The sequence below is a fragment of the Pseudoalteromonas sp. 1CM17D genome, from assembly GCF_023161805.1.
GTDB classification, from domain to species: Bacteria; Pseudomonadota; Gammaproteobacteria; order Enterobacterales; family Alteromonadaceae; genus Pseudoalteromonas; species Pseudoalteromonas atlantica.
This window is the reverse complement of record NZ_JALNTP010000003.1, coordinates 1-14,604: the sequence shown is the minus strand read 5'-3', so window position 1 is coordinate 14,604 and position 14,604 is coordinate 1. Positions and strand designations below refer to the sequence as shown.

The window sequence follows — 14,604 nt, the reverse complement described above, 5'->3', positions numbered from 1 at the left end:
ACTGAAATGGCAGGAAAAAATTAAATCCATTATTCCATAGTTTTATTTAGTTGTGTGTATTTTATGGGAATATAGCTGAACTGAATTATAATTTAGTGCTTCACATGTTCAGAAATTATCACTTTCGCGTTAAACTAGCGCCACTTACCTTAATAAAAGTTCAGTATGGCACGCATTTTTTACTCACTCGCTTTAATTTTAATTGGCCCACTGATTGTATTTTACTTGTATGTACTAAGAGGTAAAAAAAATATAGGCTACCGCGCGCACTTTAAAGAGCGCTTTGGTTTTATTAGCAAACACTTATTTAATAATAGCGCTAAACCGGTTGTGTTCCACTGCGCTTCTGTAGGTGAGGTCCTTGCTGCAACGCCACTGATTAAAGCACTGCAAAAACAACACCCGCAGCTTAATATACTTATTACCTGCAATACTCCTACCGGGCGTGCGCAAATTAGTGAACAATTTAAAAATACCGTGGTGTGTTGTTATTTACCTATAGACTTTGCTGGTTCGAGCGCTCGATTTTTAAAGCGCGTGAATCCACAAGCACTGTGTATTTTAGAAACTGAGCTGTGGCCTAATTTAATGGCAATAAGCCATAAAATGAATATACCGGTATTAGTGCTTAATGCTCGCCTAAGCGAAAAATCGCAACAGGGGTATCAAAAGGTGGCAGGGTTAACGCATATAATTATGCGTTCAATTTCAGTGCTTGCAAGTCATAATAAAAATGATGCTAAGCGCTTTATTGAACTTGGTTTACCCCCTTCAAAAAGCCATGTTACAGGCTCAATAAAGTTCGACATTACGCCAAGCAATGAGCAACTAACTAAAGTTGCAAATCTTAAAGCCGAATATAAAACCAAAGAACGTTTTGTATGGGTAGCAGGCTCTACTCACCCGCTTGAACACGAAATGATATTAAACGCCCATCAGCAGCTATTAAAAAAATACCCTAATGCACTTTTAGTTATAGCACCGCGTCACCCAGAGCAATTTGATAAAGTAGCCGATACGCTAACTCAAAGCCCACTTAGCTTTAGTCGTCGCAGCAACAATAACTATCAAAACGAGCAAGTACTATTAGCTGATACACTGGGCGAACTACAGTGTTTATATGGCGCAGCGAATGTAAGTTACATAGGCGGTAGTTTAATTCGCCGAGGTGGGCACAACCCACTTGAAGCTGCTGCTTTTTCGGTTGGTGTTATTACAGGCCCACACACGTATAATTTTGATCATATCTACCCTGAGTTAATTAAACTTAAAGGGGCTGTCGTTGTTGAAAATACCGATGAGCTTGCTAAACAATTAATTAATTTAAGCCAAAACACCAAAGCGTGCCAAAGCTTGGGTATTAAAGCGCAGCAATGTGTAGTAAAAAACCAAGGCGCCATTGAAAAAACATTAACCATTATAAATCAGTATTTAGAGCCAAAAGCATGACTCATCAAGCAATCTCCCAAACCCGCGAGTGGGTATCATCCGTTATTGTAAAATATAATTTTTGCCCATTTGCCCGTAAAGAAGTAGAAAACAACTGTATTCATTATGTGCTTAGCCCTGCAACAAAAATTGATGACGCTGTAATGGACATGCTAGAGCAGTGTGTGCAGCTTGATCAAAATCCAGAGCGCGAAACCACATTAATACTGTTTGATAACGGCTTTAGCGATTTTGAAGACTTTTTAGATTTAGTCGATTTAGCCAATGCCTTACTGGTAGCACAAGGCTTTGAAGGTAAATACCAAATTGCTAATTTTCATCCCGATTACGTGTTTGCCGACAGCGATGAAGATGATGCGGCAAATTACACCAACCGAGCTCCCTACCCTACACTGCATTTAATTCGCGAACTGAGTATGAGCGAAGCGCTTGAACACTATAACGAGCCTGAATCTATACCAGAGCACAATATAAAGCTTGCAAGGCGCAAAGGATTCGACTTTTGGCAGCAACTTTTAGCAAATATAAAAAAACCGAGCGCCTAAACGCTCGGTTTTTAAGTAATATGTTTAGCTGCTTGTATTACTTTTTAACCCAGTTACCATTCACTTCAATATAGTGGCCACTTTTGGTCTTTTCGATTGTTTTAGCTGCTGCGAGTGCCTCTACTTGTGCCAGCGATAAATCGTTCTTTTTAGCCAGCTTTAAATACTGTGCTTTACGTTTAGCGTTAATTTCTTCAACCACGGCTTTTGCCTCGCTGTTTTGTACAACAAGCCCTAGGTAACCTGAGCTATCTTCACCCACTAAGCCTTGGTTTTTAGCATCATCTAAACTAATAGCCCACGCCGAAAACGACAAACATACCGCACTTACTAGAGTAGCAATACTTAATTTATTTTTTATAGTCATCATTTAGCTCCTAAAATAATTCACTGTCGTCACTGAATAAGTTATCGAGTTCTTTATCTACTTTTACTCGAATTTCGTGATCTACTTTTACATTTAGATTGATCGTTATTGGCTCTTTCGCTGCCACCTCTACTCTGTGGGTACATGCGCTTAAAGCGCTAATAGCAGCAAGTGCAATAACGGCCTTAATGCTCAACAAATTTTTCATCATTAGTTTCCTTTTTTAGAGTATTGCTGCTCAACTTTTTGCGTTATTTCGTCGCTCAGTCTAAGCGCTCTTAGCAACGTAAACACGTTTTCTTCGTGATTATAATTAAAGTTAACTTGTTGCTGCTCTGGCTCATTAAAGCCTTGTAAGTTAACACCTAAGTTTAACCAGCCATCACTTTTAAGCGCTACTGTACTATTAAGTTTTTGTATATCAAGGTTTTTGAGCAACCCAAGCACAGGTTGTAACTCTTGTTGCTGGCGCATAACAGCGTCAAACGCTTCGTTATTACTAATAATAAGCTTCCCTTGGCCTTGATTGGTTAGGCTGCCACTTTTTACCTCAACCCCTGTGTCATCAAAATAAAACGGCAACGACCCTTTTAGCCTACCTGTTAGGGTAATACCCGACTTATCGTCAAGCGTTATTAATTTACTGGCATCAACATTTTCAAACGTAACATTAGCTGTTTGCTGCTGCTTTAAAAGCGTGTATTTATCTAAAGAAAATTTACCACCAAAAATATCGCCTTCAACATCAAAGGCCTGCGCGCTATTATTAACCACTTTAATATTACCCGTGATACTTTTAACTACAGCGCCTGCACGTAATTCATTAAGATTAAAGGTAGTAGGGGCAACATTAAGCTGCCCTGAATCGTACTGCCCACCTAGCTGCATACTAAATTGATTAGCTAAGTAGTCGTTATACAGTGCACTGGTATCAGTCATCGTTAAAGTAAAATTTGCTTTTTGTAAATTTACATCACCACTTATACGCCCACCCAATTTTCCTTGGGTTAGCTGAGCTAACGGCTCAAATTGGCTAACGATTGAATTTAACGAAAGCACACTTTGCTGCGGTATAATCACTTCAAACGGATGCGCTACCTTTGAAACATGATGATTGGCCACCAGCTCAACACCATTTACAAATACATGATGAGACGCTTCAAGCGCGCGACTTTGCAGCCCGGTTGACGTTACGTTTATTGTATTTAAATCGATATTTGGACTAATGAGTGTATTTATTTGGGTGTTTGCATTTAAGTGAGCAAATAACTCACCCACACCTAAGCTTGCCCTTGCACTAAGGGTGTTATTAATACCAGTGAGTTTATATTCGTTGTATTGCACGCTTTTAAGCTTACTTTTAAGCGTTACTTTTGCATCGAGCTTTTCATTCATACTTGCTTCAAGGTTACCTGTGTAGCCGTTAAGAGCGCTGCCATAAGCAGCTGCGCTATCAACGCTTAACTCAATACGTGCGCTACCTTCGGGCTTAAAGTCAATAAGTTGAGTAACTGTAAAATCCCCCTTGGCTTTAATATTTTTAGCCTCAGCCGGTAAAAATTCAGGCAAAGCGGTAAGCGCAATATCATAATTACCGCTTAATTGAGCGTTTTTAAGCTGCGTACTTAGCGTTATAGCGTCTATTTCATCTGTATGTAGCTGTGCCTTTAGCTGTGTGCGGGCGCTTTGTAACGGTGCAGCAGTATTTATAAACGTATCTGTAAGCGTTATATCTATATTTTGCTTGGCTTGCTCTGCACTTTTGAGCGTTATTAACGGTAAGGTTAGGTTGTTATGTGCAAAGTTAATTGGTTTAGCTAAAGCCCATTGCCAATTAAGTGGAAGCTGCTTTACAGCAAATGACTTGTAGGCACTTTCAGGAATAAGAGATTGGCAGTTATTACTAAGTTTTACATTGTTTTTAAGCTTGCTTGGGTCAAGCTCAAGGTTTTGGCTATTTAAATTATAGGTAGCACTTAGCACACCTTTGGAGCTGTTTGTTATATCGCAGCTTTGTATTTTATAGTCATACTGGGCTTGTAAATCACCAGTAAGGCTTGCCTCTACTCCGTTAAAGCTAAATGCCTGCGCTGCATTAAAGCTAAGTCCACTTAATAACTCATTATCTGTTTTAAGTAGTTGCTTCAATAATCCATCATTAACTTTAAGCTGCCCTTGTACCTTATTATTGTAAAGCGTTGCGCTTGCGTTTAAATCACCATTGACTACAAACTGGTTAAGCGTGGGCTCGGTGATATTTAGCATTAGCGGGCGCTTTAAAAGCGCACTGTGTATAGTTAAATGCTCAACTGTAATTGTTGGCCTTTTTTCAGGAAGCGCTAAATCTAAAATTGTGGCAGCAGTGCTTGTTTTACTACTTTGAGGAAATGGATTTACATTAAGTACTGCGTGTTTAACTTTAACATGCTTAGTATTAGCAGTAATACCTGTAAGAGCAAGCTCTTGATTTTGGTAACTTAAACAGGCTTTTTGTACGTGCACATTTAACTTACTCGTAAGCGAAAAATCTAAGCAGCTTAAGGTAACACCTGCTTTTTCAAGCTCAGGCGCTACAGCCCATTGTAATAGTGGCAAACGAAATACATAGCCAAGCAAAACTATACTTAGCAATACAGCACCCATAATTAAACCAATGCGCTTTAACATACTATCCTTATAAGCTTTTATTTATACCTTACAAACTATCGTAATTTTAAATCTACGCAATCAAAAAAGGCTGCACAGTGCAGCCTTTTTTATTTTACAGCTAGATTATGAATCTAACTTGTATATGTCGTTTTTAACCTACATTTTTACGTGCATTGCGGAACATACGCATCCATGGGCTATCCTCTTTCCACTCATCTGGGTGCCACGAGTTAGCAACAGCGCGGAATACACGCTCAGGGTGCGGCATCATTACAGTGGCACGGCCATCAGTAGAGGTAATACCGGTAATACCCTCTGGTGAACCATTCGGGTTAGCCGGATATTGCGTTGTCGGGTTACCATAGTTATCTACAAATTTAACCGCAACAGTGCCGCTTTCAAGCGCAGCTTTAGTGGCAGCATCGTTTGCAAATTCTGCATGGCCTTCACCATGAGATACAGCAATTGGCATACGCGACCCAGCCATTCCATTAAAGAACACAGACGGGTTTTCTTGTATTTCAACTAAGCTAAAGCGAGCTTCAAAACGCTCTGACTTATTTGTTACAAAACGTGGCCAATGCTCAGTACCCGGAATTAACTCTTTCAATGTTGATAACATTTGACAACCATTACACACACCTAAGCTAAAGGTGTCTTCACGGTGGAAGAAGTTTTGGAACTGATCGCGTGCCATATCGTTAAACAATATAGACTTAGCCCAGCCTTCACCGGCGCCTAATACGTCACCGTAAGAGAAACCTCCACATGCCACTAAGCCTTTAAATTGCTCAAGGGTTAAACGCCCTTCGAGGATATCGCTCATGTGTACATCAACAGCGGCAAAACCAGCACGGTTAAACGCAGCAGCCATTTCTAAATGCGAGTTAACGCCTTGCTCACGTAAAATAGCCATTTGCGGCTTAGCGCCCGTTGCGATGTACGGTGCGGCTATATCTTCGTTTAAGTCAAAGTTAAGTTTTACGTTTAAGCCTGGATCTTTTGCATCAAACTTGGCATCAAACTCTTGCTTAGCACAATCAGGGTTATCACGACGTGCTTGCATTTGGTACGTTGTTTCGGCCCAAATAGTACGTAATTCAGTACGAGTATGATTAAGTACAGTTTGCTCACCGCGGTTAAATACAATGCTATCGTCGCTATTAAGCGAGCCAATCACGTGGCTAATTGCAGCAACACCGTGTTGCTCAAATACAGCATTTACGGCATCTAAATCGCTGTTAGCAACTTGGATTACCGCGCCAAGCTCTTCGTTATAAAGTACTTCTAGGTCTGAGCCTGTTAAACCCGCTAAATCAACAGTCACACCGGTGTGCCCAGCAAATGCCATTTCAGTTACAGTAGTAAATAAACCACCGTCTGAGCGGTCATGATAAGCAAGTAGCTTGCTATCAGCGACAAGTGCTTGCATGGCATTGTAAAAGCCTTTCAGTAGCTCAGGGCTGTCAACATCTGGAGTAACATCACCAAGCTGCTTGTAAACCTGTGCAAGGCTTGATGCGCCCAGTCGGTTTTTACCCGCGCCTAAGTCAACTAAAATAAGTGATGTATCGCCTTTATCAGTACGTAACTGCGGAGTCACTGTTTTACGCACGTCGTCAACACGGCCAAAGGCAGTAATAATAAGTGATAACGGAGAAGTAACTGATTGCTCAGCACTATCATCCTCGTTTTTCCATGTCGTTTTCATCGACATAGAATCCTTACCCACAGGTATAGTTAAACCAAGCGCAGGACAAAGCTCTTCGCCCACCGCTTTTACAGCTTCGTAAAGGCCGGCGTCTTCACCAGGATGACCGGCTGCAGCCATCCAGTTAGCCGAGAGCTTAATGTTCTCTAGACTACCAATGTTGGCACAGGCAATATTGGTTAGTGACTCTGCCACGGCTAAACGCGCCGATGCACCGTAATTTAATAGTGCTGCCGGCGTGCGCTCACCCAGTGACATAGCTTCACCGTGATAAGTGTCGTACGTTGCTGCGGTAACTGCACAGTTAGCCACAGGTACTTGCCAAGGGCCCACCATTTGATCCCGTGCTACTAAACCAGTAACCGAGCGATCGCCAATGGTAATTAAGAATGTTTTTTCTGCAATAGTAGGTAAGCGCAGTAAACGCTGAGCAGCCTCAGCTATATCAATCGACTCTGCATCAATTGCCTTACCGGTAACTTGCTTTGAAGTTACATCGCGATGCATTTTAGGTGCTTTACCTAATAATACATCAAGCGGCAAATCAACAGGGCTGTTATCAAAGTGGCTGTCGGCAACAGTTAAGTGGCGCTCTTCTGTGGCTTCACCTATTACTGCGTACTGCGCACGTTCGCGCTTACAAATGGCTTCAAAGCGATCAAAATCTTCAACAGCAACAGCCAGTACATAACGTTCTTGCGATTCGTTACACCAAATTTCGTGTGGAGCCATGCCCGGCTCATCGTTAGGAATATCACGTAGTTGGAATTTACCACCACGGCCACCATCATCTACAAGCTCAGGAAACGCATTAGATAAACCACCGGCGCCTACATCGTGTATAAACGCAATTGGGTTTTCATCCCCTAGTTGCCAACACTTATCGATCACTTCTTGGCAACGGCGTTCCATTTCTGGGTTTTCACGCTGTACAGAAGCAAAATCTAAATCTTCGTTTGATTGGCCCGATGCCATGCTTGACGCTGCACCGCCGCCTAAGCCAATGTTCATTGCAGGGCCACCTAGTGCAATAAGTTTTGCACCGACTGGAATATCCCCTTTTTGAACATGATCAGCACGAATATTACCTAAACCACCGGCAAGCATAATAGGCTTGTGGTAACCACGCACCTCTTCACCATTGTGACTTGTTACTTTTTCTTCGTAAGTACGGAAGTAACCTAATAAGTTAGGACGTCCAAACTCATTATTAAATGCCGCGCCGCCTAAAGGGCCGTCCATCATAATATCAAGCGCATTTACGATACGATTAGGTTTGCCAAAGTCGCTTTCCCACGGTTGCTCGTAACCCGGAATACGTAAGTTAGAAACAGTAAAACCAACTAAACCCGCTTTTGGCTTAGAGCCGCGGCCTGTTGCGCCTTCATCGCGAATTTCACCACCTGAGCCTGTAGCCGCACCTGAAAATGGTGCTATAGCTGTTGGGTGGTTATGGGTTTCTACCTTCATTAAAATTTCTATGTCTTCTTGATGATACGCATATTCACCTTGCGCATTCGGGAAGAAACGACCCGCTTTTGAGCCCTTCATTACTGCTGCGTTATCTTTGTACGCCGACAGCACATTTTCAGGATTGTGCTCAAATGTATTTTTGATCATTTTAAACAGTGATTTAGGCTGCTCAATACCATCAATTGTCCAATCAGCATTAAATATTTTATGACGACAATGCTCTGAGTTTGCTTGCGCAAACATAAATAACTCTATGTCGTTAGGGTTACGGCCTAACTTTTTAAAGTTTTCTACTAAGTAGTCTATCTCGTCATCAGCAAGCGCAAAACCTTGTTCAACGTTTGCCGCAGCCAATGCTTCGCGCCCGCCACCTAAAATGTCAACTGATGACATTTCGCGAGGTGAGTCATTGCGGAATAATTGCGCTGCAGAAGCAAGTTCGCTATGCGTTGCCTCAGTCATACGGTCGTGTAATAACGCCGTTACTTGAGCAAGCTGATCTGCACTTAGTTCACCTTCTACGTAATAAGCAATACCACGCTCAACACGGTGAACCTGTTTAAGGCCACAGTTATGCGCTATGTCGGTTGCTTTAGATGCCCATGGTGAAATGGTGCCAGGGCGAGGGGTAACTAAAATAAGTGTGCCAGCTGGGGTATGCTCGGCAATAGTTGGACCGTAAGTAAGTAGTTTTTCAAGCTTAGTTTGCTCATCAACACTCAAAGGCGAGGTTAAATCGACAAAATGTGCATACTCGGCATATACATTGGTGACTGGAAGTTGCGATAGTTTGCAACGCGCTAAAATTTTATTAACTCTGAACTCTGAAAGTGCTGGTGCACCACGAAGGATCAACATAGATAATTTCATCCGGGGTTAGGGATTGAACGATATTTTAGGCGGGCATTATAGTCTATGTAGCACCGAGTTTTAACTCCAAATTGCGCTTTTCAGAAAATTAACTTTTTATTTATATAAACAGCAGCAAAATTACCAATAAAAGCTAAACGCTAAGTGACGCCATAGTGAAGTTTTGGTATAACGGGGTATGAGCTTTATGGGGCGGTTAATGTTGAAAGAAAAGCTAATAATTATCATCACTTTAGTTATGTTGTTGTGTGCGTGTAATATGCAGGAGCAACAAACTCAACTTGCCCAAATTAAAGCACAAAACAAAATACGTGTAGGTACCCTTGCCAGTGCCAGCAATTACTACCAAGCCGTGCAAGGCGAGCAAGGTTTTGAATACGAGCTATCTCAAGCTTTTGCCGACTACCTAGGTGTTGAACTAGAAATAGTGCCGTTTTTTAATTTATCCGATATGTTTGAGCGCCTTGAAAGTGGTGATTTAGACTTAATAGCCTCAGGACTTACCTACAACAAAGTGCGTGCACAGCAATACCGCTATGGCCCCACTTACAGAACAATTAGCCAAAAGTTGGTTTATAAACAAGGTCGAGTTCGCCCACGTGAATTTGACGACCTTGATGGAAACTTTACCGTTATAGCCAAAAGTAGCCACTCTTTAACCTTACAAAAAATAAAAAAGAGTAACCCAGATTTAACTTGGCAAGAAACCGAAGAACTCGATGAAGAGGAGCTTTTACAAGCCGTTATCGATGGCGAAATAGATTACACCCTCGCCGACTCACACACGCTTTCGCTGTTTAGACGCTACCACCCAAATTTAAGTATTGGCTTTTCAGTTACCCGAAATGACCCCATAGCTTGGATCCTTAATAAATCAAAAGATGATTCGCTTTATGCACTGCTAGTGCCCTTTTTTGGTGACGTAAAACAAAGTAACCAGCTGTATGTGCTCGAAGAAAAGTACTTTGGGCACGTACGCCAGTTTAACTACGTTAATACGCTTGCATACATAGAAGCTATAAAAGAAACACTCCCCACTTACAGGCCTTGGTTTGAGCAATATGCAGGTAGCCTTGACTGGCGCTTACTTGCTGCGCTTAGCTACCAAGAATCTATGTGGAACCCTCGCGCTAAATCGCCTACAGGTGTAAGAGGCATTATGATGCTGACACGCAGTACCGCTAAACAGGTGGGCGTAACAAATAGGTTAGAGCCAGAGCAAAACATCCGTGGCGGAGCTAAATACTTAGCTAAGCTCGTTAAACGCATCCCCGACAGAATCCCGCAGCCCGATAGAACTTGGCTTGCACTGGCAGCCTATAATGTAGGTTGGGGGCACGTTAACGACGCGCGCATTATTACCGAACAACAAGGGGCGAGCCCTGATAAATGGGCCGATGTTAAAAAGCGATTACCACTTTTAATCAAAAAACGTTATTACCGTAAAACCCGTTACGGCTATGCGCGTGGCGATGTTGCGGTAAAATATGTTGATAACATTCGCAGGTATTACGATGCACTTGTATGGCTTGATGAAAATAACGCCCTAGAGCCAGAACCTGAATCAGAACCTGAAGCACCTGAAGTTGAAAAAGCAGCTCAACCAAGCAAAGAGCGTATAAACAACGATAAAACCGAACCTACCCCTTCGCTCTCACCTGAAGAAAAAAGTAAGCAAGGTGAAAATAACACGCAGCAGTCTCAGTAAAGCGTTTATATTTACGTTTTTAAATGGGCTATTCAGGCCTGTGAAACATTAAAATGTGGGCATTAAATGCTTATTTTCTCATCTTACCAGGCGCTAATTTCCACTTCAGGCCGAACCACTGTAGTAACTAAATTAAAAATCTGTTTACTTGTCATGAAATGATCACTAATGTGTGTTTATAGTATATTTACCTGATTTTTAATATATATCTTGTGCCTTTCTCACTCTCACGCATTAGGAGAACACATGCTAAAACGTAGACGCACGCAAAAACTAAAACGCAATATTATTCATTCAACAGCCACCAGACGTCGTATTATGCTACGTAACTTACATAAAAAAATTATTTGGCGTCGTCGTATGTTTGCGATGCAGCAAATGATAGAAGTAGATTCAGATAAGGCTAACTAGTCACTAATTTGGCGAGCTGCTTTTTTAGCCGCTTTAATTTGTTCTCGGCGTTGTTTAAAAAACGCCGAAATAGTACTCCCACAGGTTTGACCAAGCACCCCACCTAATACTTCTACTTGATGGTTCAGCCTCGGCTCTTGCAATAAGTTCATAATAGACCCAGCCGAGCCTGTTTTAGCATCAGGCGCACCGTACACGAGGCGCTTTATTCTGCTATGCACTAACAGCCCGGCACACATAGAGCATGGCTCTAACGTAACGTACAAAGTGCAATCAATTAAACGGTAATTATTTAAAGCTCTCCCTCCTTCACGAACTGCAATCATTTCAGCGTGCGCAGAGGGGTCGTTATCAGTAATTGAACGATTATAACCCGCTGCAATAAGCGTGTTATCTTTAACAAGGACAGCTCCTACCGGAATTTCGCCCAATTGCTGCGCCTTATTGGCATAAACTAATGCCTGCTCCATCCAATACTCATCGCTTTTAAGATCGTTCATAGTGCTTACTTTAAATAAATTTTCTCTCGCTATTATATCAACTTGCCTGTTTAAAATGCGTAATTGATTAAATTATTGCAAAAATAAAACAAAATAATGTGGTTTATCGTGGCTCATAGAGTGTGATTTACGCTATAATCTCACGCTTTTTTTATTTAGCTCACAACACAGGTAGCAAATGAAATTTCCTGGACGCCGCAGACATAAACATTATTTTCCAGTGGAAGCTAAAGATCCACTTACTAATCAGCTAAACGCAACTGAGCGATTACAACGTAGCTACATTACGGGTATCGATCAGATCGTTGTTGATATTGAAGCCAAAGTCGATCAGGCTTTTTTAGACGAGTTTCAACTTCGCCGAGGAATGTCGCAAGTTATTGATAGCGATATTACTAACGCACTTTACGACCGTTTAAAACTAAACGACATGGTTGATTACGAATTTGCCGGTGGCACCATTGGTAACACAATGCATAACTACTCTGTACTAGCAGATGACCGTTCAGTATTGCTCGGTGTTATGAGTGAAAACATAAAAATTGGCAGCTATGCCTACCGCTTTTTATGTAACACATCAAGCCGCGTTGATTTAGACTATTTACAACCAGTAGATGGCCCTATTGGCCGTTGTTTTACCTTAATTGATGAAACAGGCGAGCGTACATTCGCAATTAGCGCCGGTTTAATGAATCACTTAAAGCCTGAGTCTATCGATAAACACTTAATTGAGCAGTCATCAGCACTTGTGATCAGCGCCTACCTAATGCGTACACAGGGTGATGAAACAATGACTGAAGCAACCATGCAAGCAGTTAAATACGCTAACGATGCAGGTGTACCGGTAGTTTTAACACTCGGCACTAAGTTTTTAATTGAGCAAGATCCAACCTGGTGGGCTAACTTTGTAAACGAGCATGTCGATATACTTGCCATGAACGAAGAAGAAGGGCTAGCAATTACTGGCTTTGAAGACCCATTATTAGCTGCAGACAAAGCACTTGACTGGGTAGACTTAGTTATTTGTACCGCTGGCGAAAAAGGCTTATTTATGGCCGGTTACGTTGATGAGAGCTTTAAACGTGCAACCGAGTACCCACTTTTACCAGGTGCCATTGCCGATTTTAATCGCTATGAATTTTCTCGTGCAATGAAAAAATCCGATTGCGAAAACCCGATAAAAGCGTATAGCCATACGGCGCCATTCATGGGTGGGCCTGATTCAATCAAAAACACCAATGGTGCTGGCGATTGTGCATTGGCTGCCGTGTTACACGATTTATCAGCAAACGTTTATCATAAGTTAAATGTCGCTAACTCAGCAAAACACGAACAAAAGGCCATTACCTACTCTTCTCTTGCACAAATTAGTAAGTACGCTAACCGCGCAAGTTACGAGGTATTAGTGCAGCACTCTCCACGTTTATCACGTGGGTTGCCAGAGCGCGAAGACTGCCTTGAACAAGTGTACTGGGACCAATAAATAGGGAGCTTTACGTGCTCCCTATTGCGGTATTTTAGAAAATCGAAATATCGAGCTTTTTAGATAGCAGCTCTAATGCTGCTATCCCCGCCACCGAATTACCAAATTCATTAAGCCCTGGTGAATATACTGCCACTGTAAACTTACCCGGTAATACCGCCAATATAGTGCCTGACACACCCGATTTACCCGGCATTCCCACTCTGTAGCCAAAGTCACCTGCCGCATCATATAAGCCGCTGGTGAATAAAATCGAATTTAATTGTTTATTTTGGCGACTACTCAAAACGCGCTTACCCGAGCTGTAATCAACCCCTTTATTCGCTAAAAAGTTATACGCTCTAGCTAGCTCAATACAGTTAAGCTCAATCGCACAAAAATTAAAGTAAGACCAAAGTACATCATCTACGTCATTCTCAAAATTACCAAACGACTTCATTAAATGCGCCATTGCCGCATTTCTATGCCTAAACTCGTATTCAGAATTAGCCACTTTTTTATCAATCACTATTGCACTATTACCTGCAAGTAACCTAAACGTTTCAAGCATTGAGTGGCGAGGTGCTGATAATCGACTGTACAAAGCATCACACGTCACAATCGCGCCAGCATTAATGAAAGGGTTACGTGGTACGCCTTTTTCGAACTCTAACTGCGTAAGAGAATTAAACGCGGTTCCTGACGGCTCTTTGCCTACCCGATGCCATAGCTCGTCGCCATAGCGCTGTAGCGCCATTGTAAGTGTCATTACTTTAGAAACTGACTGAATAGTAAAACGTTTTGAGCAATCCCCCGCACAAATGGTTTCGCCATCAGTGGTATAAATAGCAATAGAAAACTGCTCGCTAGAAACCTCAGCAAGTGCAGGTATATAATCCGCAACTTTACCTTGTGATAACAAAGGGCGCACTTCGTGTGCTATTTCATCTAGTACAGTTTGGTAGTCAGCAGTGGGCAATTGACACCTCTATTTTGGCATTTATAAAAATTTGATTTTAACACGCACAACTTCTGCACGCCTAGCTATGTTACATGAATAAAATAGCAGATAAGCATGAACTTAATGTTTATTTTCAAAGTGATATTTTCTATATCAAAGCAATACTAATCCGCAATAAGCCTTAATCATTTTGCGGGGCTATAAAAACTGATTACACTGAGCACTATGTGCGCCTTGACTTTGCCTATAATGGCTTAGCTTTCTATAAGGATATGAATGTTATGGCTCAAAGGATTCACAAGGGCGGGCATTACAAAGACTGAGTTAGCATGAGATCTTGGCTTTTTATTAAACTCCAGACAGCAAAAAACCCGTTACATCGCTGTAACGGGTTTCTCTTAACTAATTCCTGATAATGTCGTAGTGCCCACAGCGGTGGAGAGTCACATAGCAAATGCTACACTATCGTTGGCCGGGGCTCGCCTTCGAGCTGTTTTG

11 protein-coding genes are annotated in these 14,604 nt (G+C 41.9%); 5 read left to right on the top strand and 6 right to left on the bottom strand.

The features are described from left to right. Positions 1 to 165: 165 nt before the first annotated feature. Both waaA and MSC25_RS06585 read left to right on the top strand, forming a co-directional pair. The gene (gene waaA / locus MSC25_RS06590) at positions 166 to 1,449 is read left to right on the top strand and encodes a lipid IV(A) 3-deoxy-D-manno-octulosonic acid transferase (protein WP_248442924.1); all 1,284 of its coding nucleotides are present in this window, start codon (positions 166 to 168) and stop codon (positions 1,447 to 1,449) included. Further along, positions 1,446 to 1,994 (top strand): DUF1415 domain-containing protein, encoded by a 549-nt coding sequence (locus MSC25_RS06585; protein WP_248442923.1) that lies wholly within the window; start codon positions 1,446 to 1,448, stop codon positions 1,992 to 1,994. Before waaA ends, MSC25_RS06585 begins: the two co-directional genes overlap by 4 nt. A 37-nt stretch (positions 1,995 to 2,031) precedes the next feature. Here MSC25_RS06585 and MSC25_RS06580 read toward each other — a convergent pair whose 3' ends face one another. The 4 genes from MSC25_RS06580 to purL all read right to left on the bottom strand — a co-directional run bounded on the left by MSC25_RS06580 (position 2,032) and on the right by purL (position 9,052). After that, positions 2,032 to 2,361, bottom strand: a complete 330-nt coding sequence (locus MSC25_RS06580; RefSeq protein ID WP_004588571.1) for a YdbL family protein — start codon at positions 2,359 to 2,361, stop codon at positions 2,032 to 2,034. Positions 2,362 to 2,371: 10 nt separating this feature from the next. Then, the gene (locus MSC25_RS06575; RefSeq protein WP_004588572.1) at positions 2,372 to 2,569 is read right to left on the bottom strand and encodes a YnbE family lipoprotein; all 198 of its coding nucleotides are present in this window, start codon (positions 2,567 to 2,569) and stop codon (positions 2,372 to 2,374) included. Between the two features lie 2 nt (positions 2,570 to 2,571). Next, complete coding sequence (locus MSC25_RS06570) at positions 2,572 to 5,028, bottom strand: YdbH domain-containing protein (protein WP_248442922.1); 2,457 nt, start codon at positions 5,026 to 5,028, stop codon at positions 2,572 to 2,574. Between the two features lie 133 nt (positions 5,029 to 5,161). Beyond that, the gene (gene purL, locus MSC25_RS06565) at positions 5,162 to 9,052 is read right to left on the bottom strand and encodes a phosphoribosylformylglycinamidine synthase (protein WP_248442921.1); all 3,891 of its coding nucleotides are present in this window, start codon (positions 9,050 to 9,052) and stop codon (positions 5,162 to 5,164) included. Positions 9,053 to 9,263: 211 nt separating this feature from the next. Between purL and mltF the strand changes: the two genes are divergently transcribed. Beyond that, the gene (gene mltF, locus MSC25_RS06560) at positions 9,264 to 10,772 is read left to right on the top strand and encodes a membrane-bound lytic murein transglycosylase MltF (protein WP_248442920.1); all 1,509 of its coding nucleotides are present in this window, start codon (positions 9,264 to 9,266) and stop codon (positions 10,770 to 10,772) included. Positions 10,773 to 11,018: 246 nt separating this feature from the next. Then, a complete protein-coding gene (locus tag MSC25_RS06555; RefSeq protein ID WP_004588576.1) occupies positions 11,019 to 11,183 on the top strand; it encodes a hypothetical protein in 165 nt (54 codons plus the stop codon). Here the strand turns inward: MSC25_RS06555 and tadA are convergent. Further along, complete coding sequence (gene tadA, locus MSC25_RS06550) at positions 11,180 to 11,683, bottom strand: tRNA adenosine(34) deaminase TadA (RefSeq protein WP_004588577.1); 504 nt, start codon at positions 11,681 to 11,683, stop codon at positions 11,180 to 11,182. The genes MSC25_RS06555 and tadA overlap by 4 nt on opposite strands. Before the next feature lie 178 nt (positions 11,684 to 11,861). Between tadA and MSC25_RS06545 the strand changes: the two genes are divergently transcribed. Further along, entirely contained in the window at positions 11,862 to 13,166 is a 1,305-nt protein-coding gene (locus tag MSC25_RS06545) for an inosine/guanosine kinase (RefSeq protein ID WP_004588578.1), read from the top strand. Between the two features lie 34 nt (positions 13,167 to 13,200). Here MSC25_RS06545 and glsB read toward each other — a convergent pair whose 3' ends face one another. Continuing rightward, positions 13,201 to 14,124 (bottom strand): glutaminase B, encoded by a 924-nt coding sequence (gene glsB, locus MSC25_RS06540; protein ID WP_004588579.1) that lies wholly within the window; start codon positions 14,122 to 14,124, stop codon positions 13,201 to 13,203. Positions 14,125 to 14,604 lie beyond the last annotated feature (480 nt).

Bases quoted from the DNA above. Each gene is read 5' to 3' on its own strand.
- waaA (WP_248442924.1), top strand. From the start codon at position 166: ATGGCACGCATTTTTTACTCACTCGCTTTAATTTTAATTGGCCCACTG.
- MSC25_RS06585 (WP_248442923.1), top strand. From the start codon at position 1,446: ATGACTCATCAAGCAATCTCCCAAACCCGCGAGTGGGTATCATCCGTT.
- MSC25_RS06580 (WP_004588571.1), bottom strand. From the start codon at position 2,361: ATGACTATAAAAAATAAATTAAGTATTGCTACTCTAGTAAGTGCGGTA.
- MSC25_RS06575 (WP_004588572.1), bottom strand. From the start codon at position 2,569: ATGAAAAATTTGTTGAGCATTAAGGCCGTTATTGCACTTGCTGCTATT.
- MSC25_RS06570 (WP_248442922.1), bottom strand. From the start codon at position 5,028: ATGTTAAAGCGCATTGGTTTAATTATGGGTGCTGTATTGCTAAGTATA.
- purL (WP_248442921.1), bottom strand. From the start codon at position 9,052: ATGTTGATCCTTCGTGGTGCACCAGCACTTTCAGAGTTCAGAGTTAAT.
- mltF (WP_248442920.1), top strand. From the start codon at position 9,264: ATGTTGAAAGAAAAGCTAATAATTATCATCACTTTAGTTATGTTGTTG.
- MSC25_RS06555 (WP_004588576.1), top strand. From the start codon at position 11,019: ATGCTAAAACGTAGACGCACGCAAAAACTAAAACGCAATATTATTCAT.
- tadA (WP_004588577.1), bottom strand. From the start codon at position 11,683: ATGAACGATCTTAAAAGCGATGAGTATTGGATGGAGCAGGCATTAGTT.
- MSC25_RS06545 (WP_004588578.1), top strand. From the start codon at position 11,862: ATGAAATTTCCTGGACGCCGCAGACATAAACATTATTTTCCAGTGGAA.